This window comes from Halobacteriovorax sp. YZS-3-1 (genome assembly GCF_047084945.1).
Classification (GTDB): Bacteria; Bdellovibrionota; Bacteriovoracia; order Bacteriovoracales; family Bacteriovoracaceae; genus Halobacteriovorax_A; species Halobacteriovorax_A vibrionivorans.
The window spans coordinates 623,609-644,875 of record NZ_JBKIYI010000001.1 but is presented as its reverse complement, the minus strand read 5'-3'; the positions used below and the strand labels follow the sequence as shown (position 1 = coordinate 644,875).

General features: G+C 35.1%; 17 protein-coding genes. 6 read left to right on the top strand and 11 right to left on the bottom strand.

All coding sequences use genetic code 11. From position 1 onward, the window contains the following. The first annotated feature begins 34 nt into the window (after positions 1 to 34). From ACMAZI_RS03115 to ACMAZI_RS03105, 3 genes are all read left to right on the top strand, one after another. Positions 35 to 538, top strand: a complete 504-nt coding sequence (locus tag ACMAZI_RS03115; protein WP_120405413.1) for a hypothetical protein — start codon at positions 35 to 37, stop codon at positions 536 to 538. A 90-nt stretch (positions 539 to 628) separates the two neighbouring features. Then, entirely contained in the window at positions 629 to 1,714 is a 1,086-nt protein-coding gene (locus ACMAZI_RS03110; protein WP_412473785.1) for a hypothetical protein, read from the top strand. Beyond that, entirely contained in the window at positions 1,714 to 3,066 is a 1,353-nt protein-coding gene (locus tag ACMAZI_RS03105) for a hypothetical protein (RefSeq protein ID WP_412473786.1), read from the top strand. The genes ACMAZI_RS03110 and ACMAZI_RS03105 overlap by 1 nt, the downstream gene beginning before the upstream one ends. Here ACMAZI_RS03105 and ACMAZI_RS03100 read toward each other — a convergent pair whose 3' ends face one another. Continuing rightward, positions 3,067 to 4,803 (bottom strand): ABC-F family ATP-binding cassette domain-containing protein, encoded by a 1,737-nt coding sequence (locus ACMAZI_RS03100; protein WP_412473787.1) that lies wholly within the window; start codon positions 4,801 to 4,803, stop codon positions 3,067 to 3,069. A gap of 65 nt (positions 4,804 to 4,868) precedes the next feature. On the opposite strand from ACMAZI_RS03100, the gene typA reads away from it, so the two are divergent. Further along, a complete protein-coding gene (typA, locus tag ACMAZI_RS03095) occupies positions 4,869 to 6,701 on the top strand; it encodes a translational GTPase TypA (RefSeq protein ID WP_114705649.1) in 1,833 nt (610 codons plus the stop codon). 185 nt (positions 6,702 to 6,886) lie between these two features. Continuing rightward, positions 6,887 to 7,588: a response regulator transcription factor gene (locus ACMAZI_RS03090; RefSeq protein ID WP_120405416.1), complete on the top strand. Its 702-nt coding sequence runs from the start codon at positions 6,887 to 6,889 to the stop codon at positions 7,586 to 7,588. On the opposite strand, the gene ACMAZI_RS03085 is transcribed toward ACMAZI_RS03090, so the two are convergent. From ACMAZI_RS03085 to ACMAZI_RS03050, 8 genes are all read right to left on the bottom strand, one after another. Continuing rightward, positions 7,574 to 8,653, bottom strand: a complete 1,080-nt coding sequence (locus tag ACMAZI_RS03085) for a UDP-N-acetylglucosamine--N-acetylmuramyl-(pentapeptide) pyrophosphoryl-undecaprenol N-acetylglucosamine transferase (protein ID WP_412473788.1) — start codon at positions 8,651 to 8,653, stop codon at positions 7,574 to 7,576. The genes ACMAZI_RS03090 and ACMAZI_RS03085 overlap by 15 nt on opposite strands. 7 nt (positions 8,654 to 8,660) lie before the next feature. Next, the gene (locus ACMAZI_RS03080) at positions 8,661 to 9,818 is read right to left on the bottom strand and encodes an NAD(P)/FAD-dependent oxidoreductase (RefSeq protein WP_412473789.1); all 1,158 of its coding nucleotides are present in this window, start codon (positions 9,816 to 9,818) and stop codon (positions 8,661 to 8,663) included. Between the two features lie 6 nt (positions 9,819 to 9,824). After that, positions 9,825 to 11,621, bottom strand: coding sequence for a DEAD/DEAH box helicase (locus ACMAZI_RS03075; protein WP_412473790.1), 1,797 nt, complete (start codon positions 11,619 to 11,621; stop codon positions 9,825 to 9,827). Between the two features lie 173 nt (positions 11,622 to 11,794). Next, a complete protein-coding gene (locus ACMAZI_RS03070) occupies positions 11,795 to 12,499 on the bottom strand; it encodes a hypothetical protein (RefSeq protein ID WP_120405420.1) in 705 nt (234 codons plus the stop codon). A 110-nt stretch (positions 12,500 to 12,609) separates the two neighbouring features. Next, positions 12,610 to 12,966, bottom strand: coding sequence for a hypothetical protein (locus ACMAZI_RS03065; protein ID WP_120405421.1), 357 nt, complete (start codon positions 12,964 to 12,966; stop codon positions 12,610 to 12,612). Positions 12,967 to 13,101: 135 nt separating this feature from the next. Next, positions 13,102 to 13,503 carry a hypothetical protein gene (locus ACMAZI_RS03060; protein WP_334677984.1) on the bottom strand — a complete coding sequence of 134 codons (402 nt, stop codon included), beginning with the start codon at positions 13,501 to 13,503 and terminating at the stop codon, positions 13,102 to 13,104. Positions 13,504 to 13,616: 113 nt separating this feature from the next. Further along, positions 13,617 to 14,018: a response regulator gene (locus ACMAZI_RS03055; RefSeq protein WP_158536756.1), complete on the bottom strand. Its 402-nt coding sequence runs from the start codon at positions 14,016 to 14,018 to the stop codon at positions 13,617 to 13,619. 11 nt (positions 14,019 to 14,029) lie between these two features. Next, positions 14,030 to 17,170, bottom strand: coding sequence for a FecR domain-containing protein (locus ACMAZI_RS03050; RefSeq protein WP_412473791.1), 3,141 nt, complete (start codon positions 17,168 to 17,170; stop codon positions 14,030 to 14,032). Between the two features lie 56 nt (positions 17,171 to 17,226). Between ACMAZI_RS03050 and ACMAZI_RS03045 the strand changes: the two genes are divergently transcribed. Next, entirely contained in the window at positions 17,227 to 19,428 is a 2,202-nt protein-coding gene (locus ACMAZI_RS03045) for an ATP-binding protein (protein ID WP_412473792.1), read from the top strand. Here the strand turns inward: ACMAZI_RS03045 and ACMAZI_RS03040 are convergent. Both ACMAZI_RS03040 and ACMAZI_RS03035 read right to left on the bottom strand, forming a co-directional pair. Further along, a complete protein-coding gene (locus ACMAZI_RS03040; protein WP_412473793.1) occupies positions 19,425 to 20,150 on the bottom strand; it encodes a LysM peptidoglycan-binding domain-containing protein in 726 nt (241 codons plus the stop codon). The genes ACMAZI_RS03045 and ACMAZI_RS03040 overlap by 4 nt on opposite strands. A 52-nt stretch (positions 20,151 to 20,202) precedes the next feature. Next, complete coding sequence (locus ACMAZI_RS03035) at positions 20,203 to 21,252, bottom strand: hypothetical protein (RefSeq protein ID WP_114705661.1); 1,050 nt, start codon at positions 21,250 to 21,252, stop codon at positions 20,203 to 20,205. Positions 21,253 to 21,267: the final 15 nt, after the last annotated feature.

Genomic DNA, 21,267 nt, shown 5'->3' with positions numbered 1-21,267 from the left:
AAGGATATTATTTATTATAGGATTATATTTTTCTATGTTTTCAACGAGCGTCTCAGCAATGACTATCGACCTCGGGAGAAGCTTCTTTCCTAAAAAAGACATTATTATCGATGCAGATTCACCAAATGAGATCACTGTTAAATACAAACTACGATACTATATCAGTGACGGTTGTGCGTACGATATTGTGACATCTTACAAGCTTGGAGGATGCCCTCGAAAAAAATATAAGACCTATGAAGAAGATAGTAAGTATATTTTAAAAATCGACAAATCAAGTGCTAAAGGTGGCCATGGTGCCCAGGTTCTTCGTCTTTCTGTAAAACAAAAAGAGCGCGGCTCTTTCGATATTATTCCAGTTGTTGAAATCTTAGAAGGAAATGAAGATGCTATATCTCATGAAGACCCATGGTTTGGAGCAGCTGAAGTTAAATTAAAGTCAAGAGATCGTGTTGTAAACGAAACAAGAGAAAACCTCAAAAAATCACCTCAACAATACAGCGGTGAGAAGGCCAGAGAAACGGCAATAAGCCAGTAATTTTAGAAGCTTACATTCCGACAACTCCTCTCAAGTTCTGTCTAACTCCTTCCGATAAGCCAAGGGAGTATTAGAGAGAAGGAACTAATTGTGAAGAGACAAAATTCAAGAAATCGACTGAGGTTTGCTAACGTCATCTCAAAGATTAGCGTACTTAGTTGTATATTAATTTCCCAAGTAACAAGTGCAAATAGCAGTACTGACTTCATTCAACAAATTGTTGATGGACATTCATATAGAAAAGAGAATGTACACGGTAGTCAAATTAATGTTCTTGAATCAACTGCATACCAAAGAAGCTATTATCTTCACTTAAGAAAGCTCTTACAAAATAGAATCATTCAAGTAGTAAGTCCTTATATTGAAGAACAAAATCAACTAGCGGCCCTTATTGAAAGTGGTAATGCTACTCAAGAACAAAGATCGAGACTCGCACAAATTGAGCAAAAAATAGAATCTATCAAAAGTAGAGACTACGTATTGAATCTACACCAAGAAATCAAAGAATATGAAGATCAGAATATGGATTATTATTGTTACGATAATCAAAAAACGACACTAAGGCTCATGAAAGGTGAAGACTTTGATGTGCGTTGTATTGATAATCAAAGTGCGCAAAGAATCGTAGATGTTGCAACTAATGATCCTCAAAAGGCCAACGAGATAAGTGTAGAAACATCATCTGGTAAAGCTCCTCAACCTGAAGGAAAGCTTTATTTCTGCTATCAAAGAGATAAAAGCATTCTTTCAAAATCAAAGAGCTGTAATCCTAAAAAAATTAGATTAACTGATGATGAACTTGAAAAAGTTGGTAAGTCGAATTGTTATCCAATTAATCAAAACTATACATATAACGAAGCAGATGGCTTCACACCAATTGCTAGGCTATATTCTCGATGTCGTGATGAGATTTGTACAAATGCAACAGATCAAATAGACTTCGAAGACTTTCAAATGATTTCATTCTCACAAAACCAAGCTGGTCAATGCCTAAATGACAATAGTGAGTCTAGAGTTTGTGCACAAACTTATACATGCCAAAACAAAACATACCAAGTTACTTGTCAATTTGATGATGAAAAATCAGTTAATAATAACAAATGTAATGTTCAATCAATTAATGAAGATACAATTATGAATAAATGTACAATTGTTGAATTAGGAACGGAGGTGTAATGATGAAATGGTTAATCGCATCTCTGTTATTTATCAACACAGCATTGGCCCTAACTGTACCTAAGGTTTACAACACAGGTAAGCTTATTAACGTAACTAAGGACCATTACTTAATACAAACTAAATCAAAGAAAATGATTAAGGTAAAACCATTTTTGAAAAAACCAAAAATTGGTGTTCAAATTAGTTATCCAGTTTCAAACACTGAAATCAAGGTTGATAAAGGCTTTATCCAACAACACGCCTTAAAAATGTTGTCACAAGAAGAATACACGTCTGACATTATAGAAGCTTATCTACAAACCTTATCTGATATATCAAAGAACGGGTTATACAAACAAGAAAGTACTACTGGTTCAATGTATTCATCATTGTTCCTAGATATGTTAGCTCCTAAACTTTGTGCTCATGAGAGTAGTTGCGATAATATGTGCTACTTTGGAGGTTGGGCATCAACGAGAAAAGGAGGCTACTGCCAGGCTCCTTGGAAAACAAAGAATGATGCAAAAGTGAAAGCTGTTGATAATGAAGTATATTCAAGAGACTACAGCTGTGGTGGTAAGAACCGTTTTCGTTGTAACCCAAAGATCTTCGGTCCATATGACTCTAGCTTAGATCCGGTACAAATGGTTGATACAAGTGATTCGAAAAGAAACTCTGCCGCAGGTATATGTATAAAGGTCAGAGGCTCATATAAGTATGCAACAGCACAGTGTTTAGAGGCTTCGTCAAAGATACCAAATTTCAAAGAAGCACTTAGAGAACGCTATAATAACAATAAAGAAACATTTGAGCGCATTATTGATAACGTAAATTGTTTCTGTGATGCTCAAAAGACTGATAAGAGAGAGTTTAGTTGTAACGCTCTTAGATCGCGTTTATCAAAAATCTTTGAAGAAGAAAAAGAAGTTGTCGAAGTTGCTCCTGAAGTAGAAGAAGTTCAAGAAGCGCAGGAAGTTGTTACACCTGCGATAAAAGCGATCCCACCACCTAGAGGGGATAAATCAATTCCAATTCCTCGTGATGATGACGGAAAAGAAGAATTCGTACTTGATGAGCAAGAAGAAGAGCCTCTTCCTGAAGATCTTATCTACTATAATTGTAACTTCACTGATACAAAGAATCTTTTTAAAGGAAAGAATGCTCAATGTGCAAATAAGGGTGTTTGCTTAAAGAAAGTAACTTGTGAATCTTATTCAAAAGAGAAAAAGCAATACGATATTAAAGCAAAAATACTAGCATATTGTTCATGTGATGAGAGTGATGCCACAGAATGTGCTAATGCTATAGCAGATAAAGCCGTTGTGACTGAGAAGGATAATTCTCAAAGCACTGAATCAACACAACAATAATTACAATAATTCTAATAATTCATCTATTTTTGCATTAACTAGCTCGAGCTCATGGCCCGCGCTAGTTATTGCATCAGTATCACCTGCTGCTGAAGCATTTTGAATCTTTTCTTCTAACACAGATTGATACTTCTCTAGAGTTTCAATCTGGGCCATAACTTCTTCCTCGCGATACTTATTTACGCTAGAAGTCTCTTGTGTTTTTTCTGGCTTTTTCTCTTTTTCAACGGCCTTCTTTTCTTTCTTTGTCTGAGGAGTTTCCTCCCATCCAATCTTTTCTAAGAATTCATCGTATGTACCTTCAAAGAACTCCGCCCCATCCTGTCTAAAAATAACAAGCTTATTTACACATGACCTAAGTAAATCCTCATTATGGGTTACGATCAAACATGCGCCGTCGTATTCATTAATAGCTTCACCTAGAGAGTCAATACTCTCCATATCCAAGTGATTTGTTGGCTCATCTAAAAAGAGCAGGTTCGTTTTTTGGGCCAAGATTTTCCCAAGCATTACTCTAGCCTTTTCTCCCCCTGATAAAACAGAAATCTTCTTATCAGAATCCTCTCCAGTAAATAGCATTGTTCCCGCAATTGCTTTTACTCTAGTGATATTTAGATCCGTATTTACTTCCTGAATCTCTTGAGTAATTGAATTTTCAGGATGCAGCCTTTGGACATTAGTTTGACCAAAGTGACCTAGAGCAAGACTTGGATGCTCCCAAATCTCTCCTGTTCGCTCCTTTAGTTCGTGAGATAAAACATTTAATAGTGTCGACTTCCCTTTTCCATTTTTTCCAATAATTCCAATACGATCTTCACGATCAACTTCAAAAGTCACACCTGAAAATAGGTTCTCTTCAGTGTAGCCGAAACTTAGATTCTTAACTTTCATAATCTGCTTTCCAGGACATGGAGTATGATTGAAAGAGAAGTCCAAATCAGCGATCTTATCAAGTTGTTGCATATCCTGCATTTTCTCAATGGCCTTAAGTCGAGACTGGGCCTGAGAAGCACCCCTTGCACTTACGCGGTATTTATCCACGTAATCCATCATATGCTTTATCTTCTTTTCTTGATTTATACGTGTTTGCTCGTAAACAATTTCATCTTGTTCCAATTGCTCATAATATTTCTTTGTTTGACCTTTTATTTTTCGAAGCTTTCCACGATGAACACCCATCGTATGTGTTGTCACTGAATCCATAAATGAACGGTCGTGAGTGATGAGAATAACTTCTCCGTTAAAAGACTTGAGAAATGACCTTAGCCATTGGAGGGAGACAATATCGAGGTAATTTGTAGGCTCATCTAAGAGCAAACAATTGGGTTCAGTTAATAAAGTTTTCACTAAATTGATACGAATCTGGTATCCACCAGAAAAACTTTGGGGATCTTTTTCAAAATCTTCATCTGAAAAACCAAGCCCTGTAAGTAATTTCTCCGCTCGATAAGTCTCATATTTAAACTCTGGGCCTAAAGCAGACATACACTCATCCACAACACTTTTGTGAGTGAAGTGAATATGCTGATCTAAGGTACCGATTTTATAAGACTTTGGTATCTTCACATCACCACTATCATAGGGCTCGACGCCAGTGATGATTTTAAACAAAGTCGATTTACCTGTTCCATTTCTACCAACTAGGCCGATTATTTCACCACTTCCAAGTGAAAACGTCACTTCTTCAAAAAGCGTTCGGCCACCAAAAGATTTAGTTACATTTACAAGCTGAATCATATATATTGTGTAACAAATAAATTCATTATTAGAAAGTAGATTAGACAGACAGGAAAGGGCACAAAATGAGTCAATTTGAGAAATTAAAAAATATCGCAGTAGTTGCGCACGTTGACCACGGTAAAACGACGATGGTTGATGAAATCTTAAAACAATCCAATACTTTTGAAGAAAGAGCTGAGATTGTAGAAAGAGTTATGGACTCTGGTGAAATCGAAAAAGAGCGTGGGATTACAATCACTGCAAAAAACTGTTCTTTCTTTTATAAAGATACAAAGATTAACCTACTTGATACTCCAGGCCACGCGGACTTTGGTGGTGAAGTAGAAAGATCTCTTATGATGGTTGATGGTGTACTTCTTCTCGTTGATGCTTCAGAAGGTCCTCTTCCACAAACTCGTTTCGTACTAAGAAAAGCGCTTTCTCGTGGTCTTAAGGTTGCGGTTATTATTAATAAGGTTGACCGTCCAGATCAAAGAATTGATGAAGTTAGAGGTGAATGTGAAGACCTACTACTTGAGATTGCAACAGAATTAGAAGTTGAAGACTTTGATATTGATATTCCATTCATTTATGCATCAGCTAAAAATGGTTGGGCAGCAATGGAGCCAGGAGTTGTTCGCGAAGATATGATTCCTGTTCTAGACTTCATGGTCTCGGATTACTTCCCAGAACCAAAACAAGACATCGAAGCTCCACTGCAACTTCTTGTATCAAACCTTACATATTCTAAATTCCTAGGACAACAATTCGTAGGGCGTATTCACCAAGGAAAGATTGTTAAGAACCAACAATTTACTTGTATTGGTGCTGATAAATCAAAGAACTTTAAAGTTTCAAATATCCAAACTTATTCAGGACTTCAAACAGTAGAGGTTAACGAAGCTCATGCAGGTGAGATTGTAATCTGTGCAGGTATAGAAGAAGTTCATATTGGAGATACAATCACTCCAACAACTGATCAAAATCCACTAGAAAGAATTGAAGTTGAACCACCAACAGTTGCTGTTAACGTTTCCGTTTCAACATCTCCAATGAGTGGTCAAGAAGGTGAATACCTTACTTCAAGAAAGCTTGAAGAATTCTTACAAGATGCTTGTCGTCTAAATGTTGCTCTTAAATATGAAGCAACTGACGATGCAAAAGTATATAAGCTAAAAGGACGTGGAGAGCTTCAAATCGCTATCGTTTTTGAAGAGCTTAGACGTAAAGGATTTGAACTAATGGTTTCAAGACCAGAAGTACTTTTCCAAGAAATAGATGGTGAGAAACATGAGCCGTATGAACTTGCCGTTCTTGATGTTCCTGATGATTTCACAGGTGTTGTAACAGAGAAGCTTTCAATCAGAAAAGGGATCATGTCTTCAATGATGCCAATTGGTGAAGGTCGCACAAGAATTGAATTTGAAATTCCATCACGTGGTCTAATTGGTTACCGTGGTGCTTTCATGACAGATACTCGTGGTGAAGGAATCCTTTCTACTGAATTTCTAGGTTACCGTCCATACGCTGGAGATATGCTTGCTCGTCAAAATGGTGCAATCATCTCAGATAGAGCTGGTAAGGTTACTGGATACGCAATCTTTAACCTACTCAACAATGGTGAGTTCTTTGTTGAACCTGGTGATATGGTTTACGAAGGAATGGTTATTGGTGAGAGCAAGAAAGAAAACGATGCTAACGTAAATATCTGTCGTGGTAAGCAACTTACATCAGTTCGTACAGCAGGTAAGGATGAAAATATTATTCTTCCTCCAGTAAGACCTAGAACTCTTGAGTGGGCCCTAGACTGGATTGATAATGATGAATGGGTTGAGATTACTCCTCAAAATGTTCGTATCAGAAAGAAAGAACTTGCTGCAAATAAGCGTTCTGTAGTTAGAAAAGAAAAGAAATAAGTTCAAAATACTACTTAAGAGGCCTCTAGAGGCCCTTTTTAGAGGCCTTTTAAGTAATTAATATCATAGAGAATTTTAAAATTTCTCCCAATAAACGCACTGCACATATATTCAAATTATTGACGACGCCCCCTTTCATCCTATAAAATCAATATGTTATTGATGAAAACTAAAGAAGTTGAATTATGTCTAGATTAAGCCGATTAAAGAAACCACATGTAACTATTGTCGACGATGACTCTGATAACTTAGAAAATTATCAAGATCTTTTGGAAGATGATTTTGATCTACAGTTAATTCAAAGACCGCTCGAACTACTTACTTTTCTAAACACTAACAAAACTGACATTATGGTTCTTGACCTTCATATGCCAGAACTAAATGGTTTTGAACTTTACGAAAAAGCGCGACTTCTTGCCAAGAAGACTCCTGTTATTTTCTTAACAGGTGACCCATCAGAAGAAGCTTGTGTTAAGGGCCTTCAAATTGGAGCAGAGGACTTTATTGTAAAACCTGTAACGATCAATGAGTTAATTGCTCGTATCAAAAATAAAGTTGAAGCAAAGAAGAATCGTCACCGTCGTAAAAAGAAGAATGAAATTAGATTTGAAGAGCAAGGCTTTAATATCGATCTTGACCAGCAATTAGTGTATCTAAATGAAAAAGAAGTTAAACTGACTTCAACAGAATATAAGATTATTACGCTATTAGCTTCTAATCCAAGTAAAGTTTTTCCAAAAGAGCATATCTCTCAAGTCGTTTGGGCCGAAAGCAATAACAACGCCCAAAATATTGATACTCACCTATCAAACTTACGACGCAAGCTAAAACCGTTTTCAGAATATATTAAAACAATAAAATCTCGTGGAGTCCTACTTAGACTGTAGGACTTCATCTAAAATAATTTGAGTTGCATGTTCGCGATCCTGTGGAACACTCGAGCTTGGAATCTTTTTGAGCTCTTCTTCGATTGAACAATTCTTGAATTCATCTTCCTCAATAACAATGGAGCCTAATACGCGATGTGCTTCCATGGCATTGTGATATTGTTCATTCTTTTGAGCAATTTTTAATGGAATAAAAAGACTTGGTTTTCCAAGAGCAATAAGCTCGGCAACTGTACCAGCACCAGAGCGCGAAATGATGTAGCGAGAAGCTTTCATTAGATCTGGCATTTCATCACCTAAGAAGGCCAAAGGTATATAGGTTTTACTACGAAGAGACTTGAATTCATCGATAGACTGACTACCAACTTGATGAATGACTGTGAATTTTTCACATAATGAGTCTAAGTTCTCTTTGATTTTATCATTAAGTAATTTTGAGCCATTTCCTCCACCAGTAACAAATAGGATTGGCAGAGCAGGATTTTTTAATTCAATGCCTTCAAAAGTACGAATATTGAGCTGAGTTGTTTTAAACTCTTCTCTAACTGGATAACCAGAATATCGAACCTTATCTTTGGGGAAATACTTTAAAGAATCTTTGAAGCTTACAAAAACGCGATAAGCAAAAATCGATGCGATCTTATTTGCAAGACCAACACGTGATGTTTGTTCGTGGACTATTATTTTATAACCAAGAACTTTTCCGGCCATGACAGTGGGAACACTAACAAAGCCTCCCATCGACACAATAGTACTAGCACGAGAACGTAGTAGAAGTAGATGAATGAATGATTGAAATAGACCTATTATTAAACGAAAAATATCTGTGAGATTTTGAAAATCTATATATCTTCTAAGCTTCCCTGTAGAGACTCCAATATAGCGATCAACCTTGCCTCTTGTCAGGTTTGATTCAATCCCTTTGTAAGATCCAAAATACACTACTTTGATATTTGATTTTCTTATTTCACTAATTAGAGTTAGTGCTGGAACAACATGTCCCCCACTTCCACCACCAGTGAATACAACGGCCTTTCTATTTCTATCAATTAATTCATTTTGCATGCATTAATTATACATACTTTGCAGCTACATAGCCAGAAGACCAGGCCCACTGGAAATTGTATCCACCAAGAAGTCCTGTTACATCAAGAACTTCACCTATAAAGAAGAGATTTTTTTGAAGTCGACTCTCCATTGTTTTTGAACTTACTTGATTTGTATCGACTCCACCACGTGTTACTTCGGCCTTACGATAGCCTTCTGTACCGCTAGGTATAAATTCCCAATGATGAAATACTTTAACTAAAAGCTCTTTTTGATCACCTGATAGCTCGGCACATTTTCGGTTAAGAGGTAGCTTAAATAATTTTAACCACTCTTCAACAAAGCGAATTGGCAGTTCTTCTTTTAGAGCATTAAGAAGTGTCTTCTTATTTTTATCTTTTAGGATTTGGTAAATATCAGACTTAGGTAAGAAGTTAATCTTTACTTTACTCTTAGATTCCCAATAGAGAGAGGCCTTTAAAATCGATGGCCCACTTAGTCCCTTATGTGTCCATAGGATATTTTCGAGAAATTTCTTATTACCTACACATACCTCAGATTCAATAGCAACACCTGCTAAGTTCGTTAAGACATTCTCTAAAGTAAATGGAACAAGAGCTGGTGTTGTTTCAACCATTTTGTGTCCAAACTGCTTTGCGATACGATAACCAATATCAGTGGCCCCTAATCCAGGAAATGAAAGTCCTCCGGTGGCAACGACTAGGCTATCTGCTTGGAAAGAATCTCCATTAGTAAGACTAACTTTATAGTAGTCTTCATAAGATACCTCATTCACTCGACTACTAACCTTTAACTCACAATTTGAAGGAATTGATTTCAAAAGTCCTTCCAATATTCCTCGTGACTTTTGGTCGCAAAATAATTGGCCAAGTGTTTTTTCATTATATGTTAAATTCAATTCGGAGATAAAAGAAATAAAATCCCAATTCGTATACTGGCTTAAAGCAGATTTACAAAAATGAGGATTTTGAGAAACGTAGAAATTTGGTGTGATATCAAGATTTGTAAAATTACAACGTCCACCACCAGAGACTAAGATCTTCTTTCCAGGGCCTTTGGCACCTTCAAGAATTAATACCTTTCGCCCTCTTTTGGCAGCATGGATGCCACAGAATAAACCTGCAGCACCCGCACCAATAATTATGACATCATATTTACTCATATTTAATTAATAACGGCTTTGACGAGAACTTCCTCTACTTCCACCGTTTGAAGAGCGTTTGTTGCCCCAGCTTTCATTTCCGCCACGACTTCCACTGCGACCGCTACGACCACCACGATTTCCACCGCGTCCGCCACGATCTCCGCCGCGACCACCGCGTCCACCACGATCTCCACCACGCTCACGAGTAGCTTCAAATCTTAGCTTTTTATTTCCAATGAAAACCTGCTCTTGTCCATCAATTAGAAGCTTACCTGTTTCAAAAGGAATATCAACAAAAGAGAATTTATCCTTAAGTTGAACATTACGGATTCTTCTTTGATCAATATTTAGCTCACCTGCGATTGCATCTAAGAAAGACTTAATCTGAGCACCGTCTTCACGTCCGTAATTTACGAAACAACGAATATTACCACGAGCATCAGCTCTTACTTCTCCACGAGGTCCACTTGCTCTTTCGCCACGGCCCTTTGGCTCAAGGTCGATTGTCGGGTTCATTTCAAAGCGCTTTAAGTTATCCGCAAATAGAGACTTGTACATTGCTCTTAGAACTTGTTCTTTTTCAAGATGATCGAAGTTCTCTGCAAATGTAACAAAACTATCATCTAGTTCATCACCTTGCTCTAGTTCTTCGAAAATCTCAGCAAAGTGATTGAGCTTACGACGTACCATCGCACCTTTAAGAGTATCAACAGAAGGGATTCTCTCTCTTTCAATCTTTGCCTTTGTTAGTCTCTCAAGTGCTGAGATCTTTCTTATTTCACTTGGTGAAACAACAGAAAGTGCTAAACCTGTTTGACCAGCACGACCTGTACGTCCAATTCTGTGAACATAAGATTCAAGATCTTGAGGTAATCCAAAGTTGAATACGTGAGTTAAGTGATCAACATCAATTCCACGAGCAGCAACATCTGTACAAACAAGAAGTTTTACTTTCTTATTTTTAAACTTCTTCATCGTCACATCACGATGCTTTTGATCCATGTCACCATGAAGAGAGTCTGCAAGATAACCTCTTAGGTTTAGCTCATCACAAAGAGAGCTTGCTTCAATTTTCGTCTTAGTGAAAATGATCCCGTAGTAATCTTCAACAGCATCAAGAAGACGACAAACAGCTTCACGCATATATTGATCACGAACAAGATAGAACTTCTGAGTGATATTATCATTTGATAAAGTCTTCTTCTTAACTCTTACTATTTCTGGGTTATCCAGGTAATTCTTAATAAGATCAAGAATTGCCGGTGGCATTGTTGCTGAGAACATCCACGTTTTCTTATTTTCTGCTTGTGCTAAAATTTCCTTAACATCATCAAGGAAGCCCATATCTAGCATTTCATCTGCTTCATCAAGAACAGCATAATTAACTTCAGAAAGCTTTAGAACACGTCTTCTAATAAGATCAAGAACACGACCAGGTGTTCCAACTACGATCTGAGGCTTAATCTTTTTTAAGTTTCTAATTTGATTATCAATTGATGTCCCACCATATACAGACATCGTCTTAATATTGTCTTGTGTTGATAACTTTTTAATTTCATCACAAATTTGATTTGCAAGCTCTCTCGTTGGAGAAAGAATAATTGCTTGAATCGACTTACTATTAGTATCTAATAAGTGTAGAAGCGGAAGTGAAAAGGCCGCTGTTTTACCAGTTCCAGTTTGGGCCTGACCAACAAAGTCAGTGTTCTTTTCGATTAGTAGTGGAATTGCTTGAGACTGGATATCTGTAGCAGTTTCGAACCCTCTCTCTTCGAGTGCACGAAGCAGCGATTCCTTAAGTGGAATTTCGTTAAAATTCAATTTTGACTCCTTAAACGCAAGCCTAGAATGCAGGCCACGGATGTATTGCTCTCACTGAGCTGAAATAATGACTTTGTGACCGTCATTGATAAATAGGCGTATTTTCATATTTTCAGGGAATCTAACATGCTAGATGCGGTGTTTCAAGGGCCATTGAAAAAGTTCTATGGTGTTCATTTTTTTAATGTATTAAATTCTGATCTTAGATTCTGGGCCATATCACTAAAAAATTTAGAGACGGTTATGGATTTATTGAGTAACCAGTGATCAGTAGAGCATGTAAAAGTATAGGTATAACGTGTTTTCCCCTTCCCTTCAGGAAGTATAAAGTAGGTACCACCAGAGGTTTTCATCACACTCTTCTTATTTAGAGGAGTTGAGATATACTTCTTAGAGGTTGTATCATCAAGCATCTCCATTGTTATCTTATAGCCATCTAAATAGCGAAAGACCCTGATTAAGTCGTTGTAAGTATAGACTCCATGGTTATATGAACGTCTTTTAACAATGAATCGATTAACTTCATTTTTTGCGAGATCAGCTACTTTTAATTTTTTAACGATGACTGACTCTATTAGCGAATCACTATTATAAGGACAATCAATACTCTTATCAGAGATCTGGCGTTTATCCTTATACTCATTATTACAGCGCTTATCAAAGGCCAATACTGTCTCCAAGACAGCTTCTACAGGTCTTTCTATTACGTCACTGATTGTTCCTTGATAAAGGCGAATTCCATCTTTCTTTCCAGATAGCATATGGACGCCGAATTTCTTCGACTTTTCTCTGTAATCAATATCAAATTTTTTAATATTGATGGCCATTGAAGATAATGACATCGAGATCGTTAGGAATGAGTATAAAATGCACTTCATAACAGATTATTTACCATTAACTCCCAAATTGAGCAAAAAGTAGATGACACTCTGAAGTCTATACAGGGTTAGACTCGTTAATAGATTAAACCTTGTAGAGTACAAACTAATTACTTTCTTTTATTTTCTTTAAAGAAACGATCGATAACTTCTTGTCTTTCCTCAATACTTATCTCAAGTAGAGTATCCATTGTTTCAATGATGCGAACTTCTTCCTCAAGGGTATTATTTCCATAATCGAGGCGGTCCTGAAGCTTATTTAAGACGTAATCAAGTTCTGTTGTTTCACTCTGAACAGTTCTCTTTTCATAAAGTTTATCGAGAATCTTTTGTCTTTCAAAGATTGATTCATCTAATGATTTATTTTGTTGTTCAAGTTGATAAATTTCTTCACCTAGCTTTTCTAAGTCAGTGGCGTGTGAATATGCCCCGGCCATAAGTACTAGTAGCACTAATAATTTCTTCATATTTATATCCTTTATTTAAATATTATATGAATAAATTATGGCATAAATAGAATTTAGCTAATCAATCGTTGGAAAGATTACAAAGGGTGTTCTGAGATTTTACAATTCATCACTTATCATAAGTACCTAATTATACTAATGGAGTGAAACGCGAAAAATCTCATCTTCGATAAATTCACCAGTTTTAAAGTTCTTAAACCAGATACGAGCAGAAACCGTTTTGTATGTAACTTGATGCTTAATATCCCAGATTCCATCATCTAAATTGGCAATCTCTAAGGCCATGCGCTCACACTCCTCTAGTGAGATATTTTCAACAATCTCTCTACGACTCCATTCGCGATAATATGAGGAAAGCTTAACTCTAATAGGTAGATTCTCCTGAAAGACACCTTGAAGTACACAGGCCGTAGTGAATTCGATCTTGATATCATCTTCAATAACTTGAGTATCGTTATCATTAATGTCATTTCCCTCACTAGCAAAAGTGAGTGATGAAAATAGAATGGCCAATATTAATAGATTTAACTTATGCATAAGAAACTCCCCCTAACTCTTAAAGTCATAATAGGGGAAGCTAGCAATTGTTGTTTATGTTTTCAATTAGCCTAAAGACATCTTTAGAAACATTAAGTAAAAGTTAACCATGTTTAAGCTAGAAGCTTATCAATTTCTCCAAGTTTACTTCTTAATGTCATTTTTGTGAAAGGCTTAAGGATGTAATTAGATGCTCCACTCATAACTGCTTCCATAACGATTTCTTTCTCATTTTCAGAGCTGAGCATAACAACGGGGATATCGACAAAGCGCTCATCGCTTTTCAACTCTTTTAATAACTCAATCCCATTCATATTTGGCATATTGATATCTGAGAAGATGAGATCAATTTTCTCATCACGTCCATAAAGTTCCTCTAATTTCTTTAGAGCATCTTGACCATCAATGGCCTGATAGATTCGACCAAACCCTTCCTCTCGTAAGTGGGAAACAATTGTCTCTCTTAAAGTATTTAAATCATCAATAACAAAAATTTTCTTATCTTCGTAACTCATAATCAACATCCTTAGAAATCAGTTAGTGGAGAAATTGGAAAAATAATCTCAGATATATCCGAATATTTTGAGCCACTTCCCCAATAGTCTATATATTTATAACGGAAAAAATATTTACCATCTCGATTGCTTCGCCAACAAAAACTAGAGCTATTTGACCAAATCTCTCTTACGATCTTAGTCATTTGTACATCACGATAGATTTCAACGAAGTATTTACTAGCAGTTAAGTAGCTAGGCAATGTTACTCGGTAGCATAGATTCTTTGAATCATATTTCATGACATACTTCTTAACTTCTTCAGGGTTTATATTCTTTGGAGGTTTTACTTTAAATTCTTTTTCACCAAGTGCTTTCTTCTTTCCCTCTTCAATCTTAGAGACTTTAATCTTGTAGTCACTCATATCCTTACTTTCAAAATCAATACTATTTTGTTTTACTTCTTTTTTCATAATCAAAGAATTTGCAGTATCAAAGACTTCGACAATATATGATTCCTTATTTTCAGATTGCTCTAAAGGCTTTGACGAAGTGTCGGGACTGTCCCAAGAAAAAGAGCTAACAATCACATTTTGCTTATTTTTTACGGTCTTCTTCTTTATTAAAACAGCTTCATCAATTTTAATTTCTTTGGATAAAAGTCTTACTTTTGACTCTTCATTAACAACAGCTAAATTATACTTTCCACTTTTTAAATTTGTACTTTCAAATCCACCATCTTTACCGACAGAAAGTGGAACTAGTGCACCACTTGCCTTCTCAACCAATTTCACAGTATGACTTGGGGCAATCAAAGGACGGTTTATATTAATCGATGTCACAATTTTATCCTCAAGTGACTTAGATTTGATTTCTTTTAATTGATACGGGTTCTCAAGCTTCAAATTTAACTTTTTCTCATAAGCTAAATTACTTGAAATACTTTTTGCATTAGGAGAAGTATTTGCTGTTGATATATTGGGGATAACAGATGCGGCTCCAACTGAGACCAGTGGTAGTACTGTAACGTTAATATTTTCTTGATCAAATGATGGAAAACTAAAGTCATTATCAGAAACAACATACTCAGTTTTTTTCTTAATATCTGGGTACTCGACAATTACTTTAGATTTAATACCTTTTCGTATATTAAGTTTTACTTCAACAGGCTTCTCATAATCAATCGTCTTACTTTTAAGTGCTATTGGATCCATCTTATTGGCAACGACATCAAGACTATCAAATTCGCTAAAATCAGGACTTGTTGAAACGATATATTTCCCAAAGCTTAAGCTGCTAATATCAAAACTTCCATTTGTTATAGGTAACTTTGAAATCTTAGTTAATACATCTGATCCTAGACTTGTAGACTTAAGATAGATATGTGAAGAGTCTAATTGAGTAGATTTTTTCTTTAAAGTAACCTTGTCCTGAGTGAGTAAATCAACTTCATCAGTTTCTAAAAATGAAGTATACTGCTGAGTCTCTTTAACACGACTACCTATATCGTCGTTACTTGGAAGGATATCAAAACTATCGATGGCCTTAAATGCTTGTGTAGTAGCGACTATATACTTACCAGACGCAAGCGTAGTTATATCAAACTTATTTTCTATTACGTTTAACTTTATAGGAGCTAAATTACTATTTGCAGGCTTAACAAACACATGAGTAGGTTTCTGTATTTGAGAAATATCATTAAGCTCTACTTTTGTTGATTTTTTAGTATCGACAATATCCTGTGTGACAATTTTTTGATTTGCTACATTATTATTTACATTAATTACTTCCATTGATTGGAAGTTCGGCGATGGAGAGACAATATAACTTCCAACTGCCAATTGAGATAGATTAACAAGGCCATCTTCTACTTTTATTTTCAAAGGTGCTTCACTATTATTGACTGAACGTATATAAATCTCATCTGGTATTTTTTCTGATGTCATCAAATTAGGATTTAAAGATACTTTCTTTGTATCTGCTAAATTAATTTCATCATCAACAAATAGAGATCTACGATCTATTTTATCTTTTGCACCAATGACTTTAAAAGAATCAACTTTCTCAAACCCAGGACTTGTGGAAATGAGGTACTTACCTGCAGCTAGAGGTGTAGTAATAAAGCTACCATCAGTAACTTTTAATTTTATAACATTTGTTCTTTGCCCTGAAGGCTTAAGATAGACTTCACTGATGTTTTGCGAAATCAAACTCTCATCAAGCTTTACTCTATCATTCTTTGATATATCGACTTCATTAGACTTTATAATGGAAATAGTCTCTGCTTTAACTTTAGAAGCAGTAATTTCAAAACTATCAATAGTTTGAAAATCAGGAGACGTTGAAACAAAGTACTTACTTGCCTTTAACAAGCTTACGTTAAACCCTTTATTCTTCACATAAATCACAAAAGGTTGTGCTGAATCATTAACTGCTTTTACATAGACTTGTTTAACTTTTCCAATATCAAATTTTTCGTTGAGCTCTATCGTTTTTTTCTCTTCACGCTTAATTTTAGGTGTAGCAACAAGACGCTCTCCTTCAGCTAAACTTATTCCTTCTGGGGTAAATGAAGGAGAATTAGAATTTACTAAAGTCGACTCTCCTTCTTTTAGGTCTAACTTAGCTTTATGTTCATCTAATAAGTTTATAACGGAAGCCTCTCCTTTTAGAAGTTTAACTCCGTAATTCTCTTCATTAAGCTTTTCTAGTTTTACAACCCCACCCTTTGCAACTTCAACAACAGAGTTTCCACGGTTAATTCTTAGAACTTGTTTTGTTTCACTAGCATCTACTTTCAAAGTTCCTTGATCGATATTTAAATCAAGTCCCTTTGATTCATTGATGACAACTCTAACGAGGCTATTTGGATTTATTTCAAGAGAACTCTTATTCTCTAGTAATATATTGAGCGTCTGATTTGAACTGGTAAAAATCTGATCATTATTAAAAACCGTTTCTTGATTATTAATTTCAGACCATGAAAAACTTCTCTCAGTCTTTCTCTTGGCCCTTCCATCTGTTGTATCACCAACAATAATTAATTCTGATGAAATCTGATCCACTTTTGATAAATTCTGACTTAAATAAATACCCAATAAGACGAGTACACTACCTGATACCGCAAGCATTATTTCAAAGGCATTAAAGTGAGAAGATTTTAACTTGTTCATAATTTTGTGTATTTAGTCTAACATAGAAACAAAATTAATTTTATATAGGATAAAAAATGCACTTTTTTAATCTTCGAAATAAGATTCTTTCATTTGGCTTAATCATTTTAATCTTGGTTACTTCATTTAACCTCTACTATACCTACAATGTTTTTGAGGAGGATAAGGAATCATATATTTTCGAGAATGTTCTCAGAAGTACAGAATTAATCGATCGAGAGCTTGGTAAGTTAATTAGTCAACCTGACAAAGTTAAGCTCCAATTAAAGACTCAAGCTTTTAACGAAATTAAGTCCTTAATGGAGTCAGACAAGATATTTTCCTACGTTATAAAACACAAAGACAAGATTATCTTTGGAGAAGATAATTTATTTAACAAAACTGAGATAACAAGCTCTTCTCATCAAGCAATGGTAAAAGAGATAAGTTTTAATGAGGCTAAATATTTGGCCGGTATCGTGACTAACAAAACAAATGGAATCACTACAATTGCCTATATTAATAAAAGTAAGGCTTTTGCCTCCCTTGATTATCTAATAAAGAAGAATATCTACTTCGCAATTATACTCTTTGGAATTGTTCTTATTTTAACAATATTTTTTGCAAGAAGTATCACGACACCAATTCTACAGATTATTCAAAGAACTGTGGATATTTCTAATGGTGATTATGACAATAAGGTTGTTGTAAAAACCAACGATGAGCTTAGGATACTTGGGGATAGTGTCAATACAATGTCCCATGAGATTAAGACTCTTCTTGATCAAAAACAGGAAATGATCGTCAAATTAGAAGAGGCAAATAAGCAACTCGATATCTACAGTAAAGACCTCGAAAAACTTGTTGATGAAAGAACAAAAGACTTAAAGGATGCGAATTCATATATTACAGCAATGCTAAATTCTCTTTCACAAGGTTTATTTGTTATAAGACCAGATGGAACATGTTCTGACTTATATACAAACTCTTGCTTATCAATTTTTGGAAATTCCCCAGAAAATAAACGATTTGCGGAATATATTAAGTCCGAAAATGACTCAGCTACACAGAAGTGGCTAGAGCTAACTTTTGCACAGAAAATGCCTTTTGAAAGCTGTGCACCACTTGGCCCAGATAATTTCCAACAAGGTAGTCTTGGAGATGAGAACTTTAAGTATATTAATTTTGACTACTACCCTCTTATGCTTGATGAGACTCTTAGTGGCATTGTTGTTTTAGCAACGGACTTTACAGAAAAATTAGTACTTGAAGAAAATATTAAGAGGAAAGAAGCTTATATTAATAATGTCACAGAGTATGTCCTCAATGAAGAAATCATAAAGAATCTAGTATCTGAAGCAAATAGTCTTCTTGACGAAATTATTGATTCACCTGCTAGTGACAGCTTTTGTGATCGCGCCCTTATGGTATTTCATACATTAAATGGTGGTTTTGGTACATACTCATTTAGTGATATTCAACAATATGCAATTGAATGTGAAGAATTCATTCAAACAAATGAGTCCAATCCACAAGTCGTAAACGACATAAAGATTCGTGCCGCATCTGCAAAGGACCTTATTAACGAATCAATTAACGAGTTAGATGAAAAGTTTTCAAATCATAATATTATAAGCTTTGAAAAAGACGATATCGACTATCTATCAAGATCATTAAGCTCTCTTGGTAGCGAAGGTAAAGAAGTTCTTGAGAACTTTCTACATAAGAAATCGATATCAAGTATTTTTAATCCATACCCTAAATTAGTTGAGAAGATATCACAAAGCCTAGGAAAGCCGATGAAGGACTTAATCATTCCACAGTCAGACTTTCGTATAGCACCAGAAAAAGTTCAAGAATTTTCCAACTCTCTAGTACATGTTTTCAAAAATAGTATGGATCACGGTATAGAGCCAAGTGATCGAAGGTCAGAACTAGGAAAAGAAGAAAAAGGTGAAATTAAAATTGATATTCAAACTAATAATGATCAAATTAAAATATTAATAAGTGATGACGGAGCTGGACTCAATACAGAAGCGATAAAGGAAAAGCTTTTACAAAAGTATGAATCTGATGAGGTTGAAAAGCTAAGTGAACAAGACTTGATGGCAAAAATATTTGATCCCAACTTCTCCACAAGAGATAGTGTCTCCGAGTTCTCTGGACGAGGAATAGGAATGAGTGCAGTTAAAGAGGCCATTGAGAAGCTTAATGGATCAATTTATGTTGATTCCAAGAAAGGTCATGGCACACGCTTTGAATTTAATTTAAAGGTTTAATTCTTTATTGAGCTAATATCTCTTCTCTTCGGATTTGAGAAGTCGTACTTTTTTCGTACTTCATGGTACTCTTTTCTCACAGTTTGGTAATCCTTGTAATATAGAGTAAAGCCAGGAAAAATTAAATCATAATCATCAATAACTTCTTTATTATTATCCCAGATATTGATCCAATAGCGACTACGTCCATCATATACTTTTTGCGAAATTCGTCCTAATGTATCATCCTTTTTAATTAAGTATGGATCACCTTCAGGTCTTGTATAATCTAAAACTTCTGGAACAACAGGAACTTTAATTTTTTGCCCTGTAAATAAATTAGTCGTACCATTTAATCTTTTAATATCCTTCCATCTTCTAATATCTTTATATAAGTAAAAGGCAATCTTCATGGCCGTATCATGTTGTTTTACGACATAGTAGTCAAAGGCTTCTTCATCTGCAGAAGCTGGGCCTCTTTTAATATCGTTAAAGCTTATTTCTTTTTCTATTAGTTTTGTTTTTGGTACATCTTCAAAAATCGAATCAGATCTAAGTATAGAGTGTTCCTTTTGAGCTGTGACTTCTCCAAGATCAAAAACCATTTCATCTTCAGAAACAACAACTTCTTCACTTTTACTCTCTTCCATTCCTAGTTGTTCAACTAAATTATATGAATCAAATGAACATGACTGAAAAGTTAATAAAATGACAATACTTGATAAAATCGAATTACTTTTCATACTAAATACCTCAATAACTATTCGGCACTAAGTAAAAAAAGTTTAAAGATTATTAAAGGATATATCCGAAACCTAACCCCAGTCTAAGTGTTGTGATATCAGAAGGACCACTCATCCAATGGTATTTAAATAAGCTATGAGCAAAGAAACTATTTCCAAGGTTTTTAAATAGATAAAATAAAACCTTACTACCTGAAAAGGTTTCATTATACTCAGAAGCTGCGAAGCTATTATCTCTACTGGAAACAATTGAGTGTGAATAACTTAATTTTGTAAAAAACTTATGGCCGAGAATATCAATAGACCTTGAAGCACCAACTGTTAAATAGATAACTTGATTTGTATCAAAAGTAACAAGAGCATTTTTTTGTAAATTTTCAAGATTAAAGGTATTAAATTTCTCAAAATCAAACCCTGTATACCACGACATCTTTGGTGACTTTAATTTATAAGAAAAATAAATATTGCCTCCAATTTCTGGATCAACTTTTACTTCATCATCTGTTTGGTCAATCAAGGCAGTCGTTAAGTAAGAATAATAAATGCTCCCCGCAAAGTTATAAGGCTTCTCCTTTGGATAATAAGAAACACTTAAACCTAGAGAGATGGGTGAATTTTGTAAAAAAGTTACATCTGCATGGGCCGGATTATTTTGTGTAAAACTTCCATATGATGCCATATAGAAAACAGAGGCCCTCAAGGGAGACTCACTTAATTCTTCTTTTAGTTTATCGAGTTTTTCCTGAGTTGTTCTTTGTGACTTCTTTAAATTAAATTGAAATTTTGAAAGTTTATCAAAATCCAAAAGATCAACAGAGATATATAGCTCAAAACGAGAGTTAGCTTTTAAGTTATTAAAATTGATTCTCTTATTATTCTTGATTGTTTTCTCAACCATAGGATGATTGATACTTACAATCGAATCGTCTTTGATAAACTTCTTATAAATTTCAGATAAGCGCTCTTTATCCTTACTTACTCGGTAAGGTAGCTTAATAAACTTGACCTTTTTACTCTTGATAATTTCCTGGAAATCTAAGGGTTCTGCGCCTACTGGCAATAAAAAGACACAAAAAAGAAATATAACCTTAAGAAATCCCACACTTACCCACTTTAA

Coding starts and splice junctions, on each gene's coding strand:
- ACMAZI_RS03115 (WP_120405413.1), top strand. CDS start 35: ATGTTTTCAACGAGCGTCTCAGCAATGACTATCGACCTCGGGAGAAGC.
- ACMAZI_RS03105 (WP_412473786.1), top strand. CDS start 1,714: ATGATGAAATGGTTAATCGCATCTCTGTTATTTATCAACACAGCATTG.
- ACMAZI_RS03100 (WP_412473787.1), bottom strand. CDS start 4,803: ATGATTCAGCTTGTAAATGTAACTAAATCTTTTGGTGGCCGAACGCTT.
- typA (WP_114705649.1), top strand. CDS start 4,869: ATGAGTCAATTTGAGAAATTAAAAAATATCGCAGTAGTTGCGCACGTT.
- ACMAZI_RS03090 (WP_120405416.1), top strand. CDS start 6,887: ATGTCTAGATTAAGCCGATTAAAGAAACCACATGTAACTATTGTCGAC.
- ACMAZI_RS03085 (WP_412473788.1), bottom strand. CDS start 8,653: ATGCAAAATGAATTAATTGATAGAAATAGAAAGGCCGTTGTATTCACT.
- ACMAZI_RS03080 (WP_412473789.1), bottom strand. CDS start 9,818: ATGAGTAAATATGATGTCATAATTATTGGTGCGGGTGCTGCAGGTTTA.
- ACMAZI_RS03070 (WP_120405420.1), bottom strand. CDS start 12,499: ATGAAGTGCATTTTATACTCATTCCTAACGATCTCGATGTCATTATCT.
- ACMAZI_RS03065 (WP_120405421.1), bottom strand. CDS start 12,966: ATGAAGAAATTATTAGTGCTACTAGTACTTATGGCCGGGGCATATTCA.
- ACMAZI_RS03060 (WP_334677984.1), bottom strand. CDS start 13,503: ATGCATAAGTTAAATCTATTAATATTGGCCATTCTATTTTCATCACTC.
- ACMAZI_RS03055 (WP_158536756.1), bottom strand. CDS start 14,018: ATGAGTTACGAAGATAAGAAAATTTTTGTTATTGATGATTTAAATACT.
- ACMAZI_RS03050 (WP_412473791.1), bottom strand. CDS start 17,170: ATGAACAAGTTAAAATCTTCTCACTTTAATGCCTTTGAAATAATGCTT.
- ACMAZI_RS03045 (WP_412473792.1), top strand. CDS start 17,227: ATGCACTTTTTTAATCTTCGAAATAAGATTCTTTCATTTGGCTTAATC.
- ACMAZI_RS03040 (WP_412473793.1), bottom strand. CDS start 20,150: ATGAAAAGTAATTCGATTTTATCAAGTATTGTCATTTTATTAACTTTT.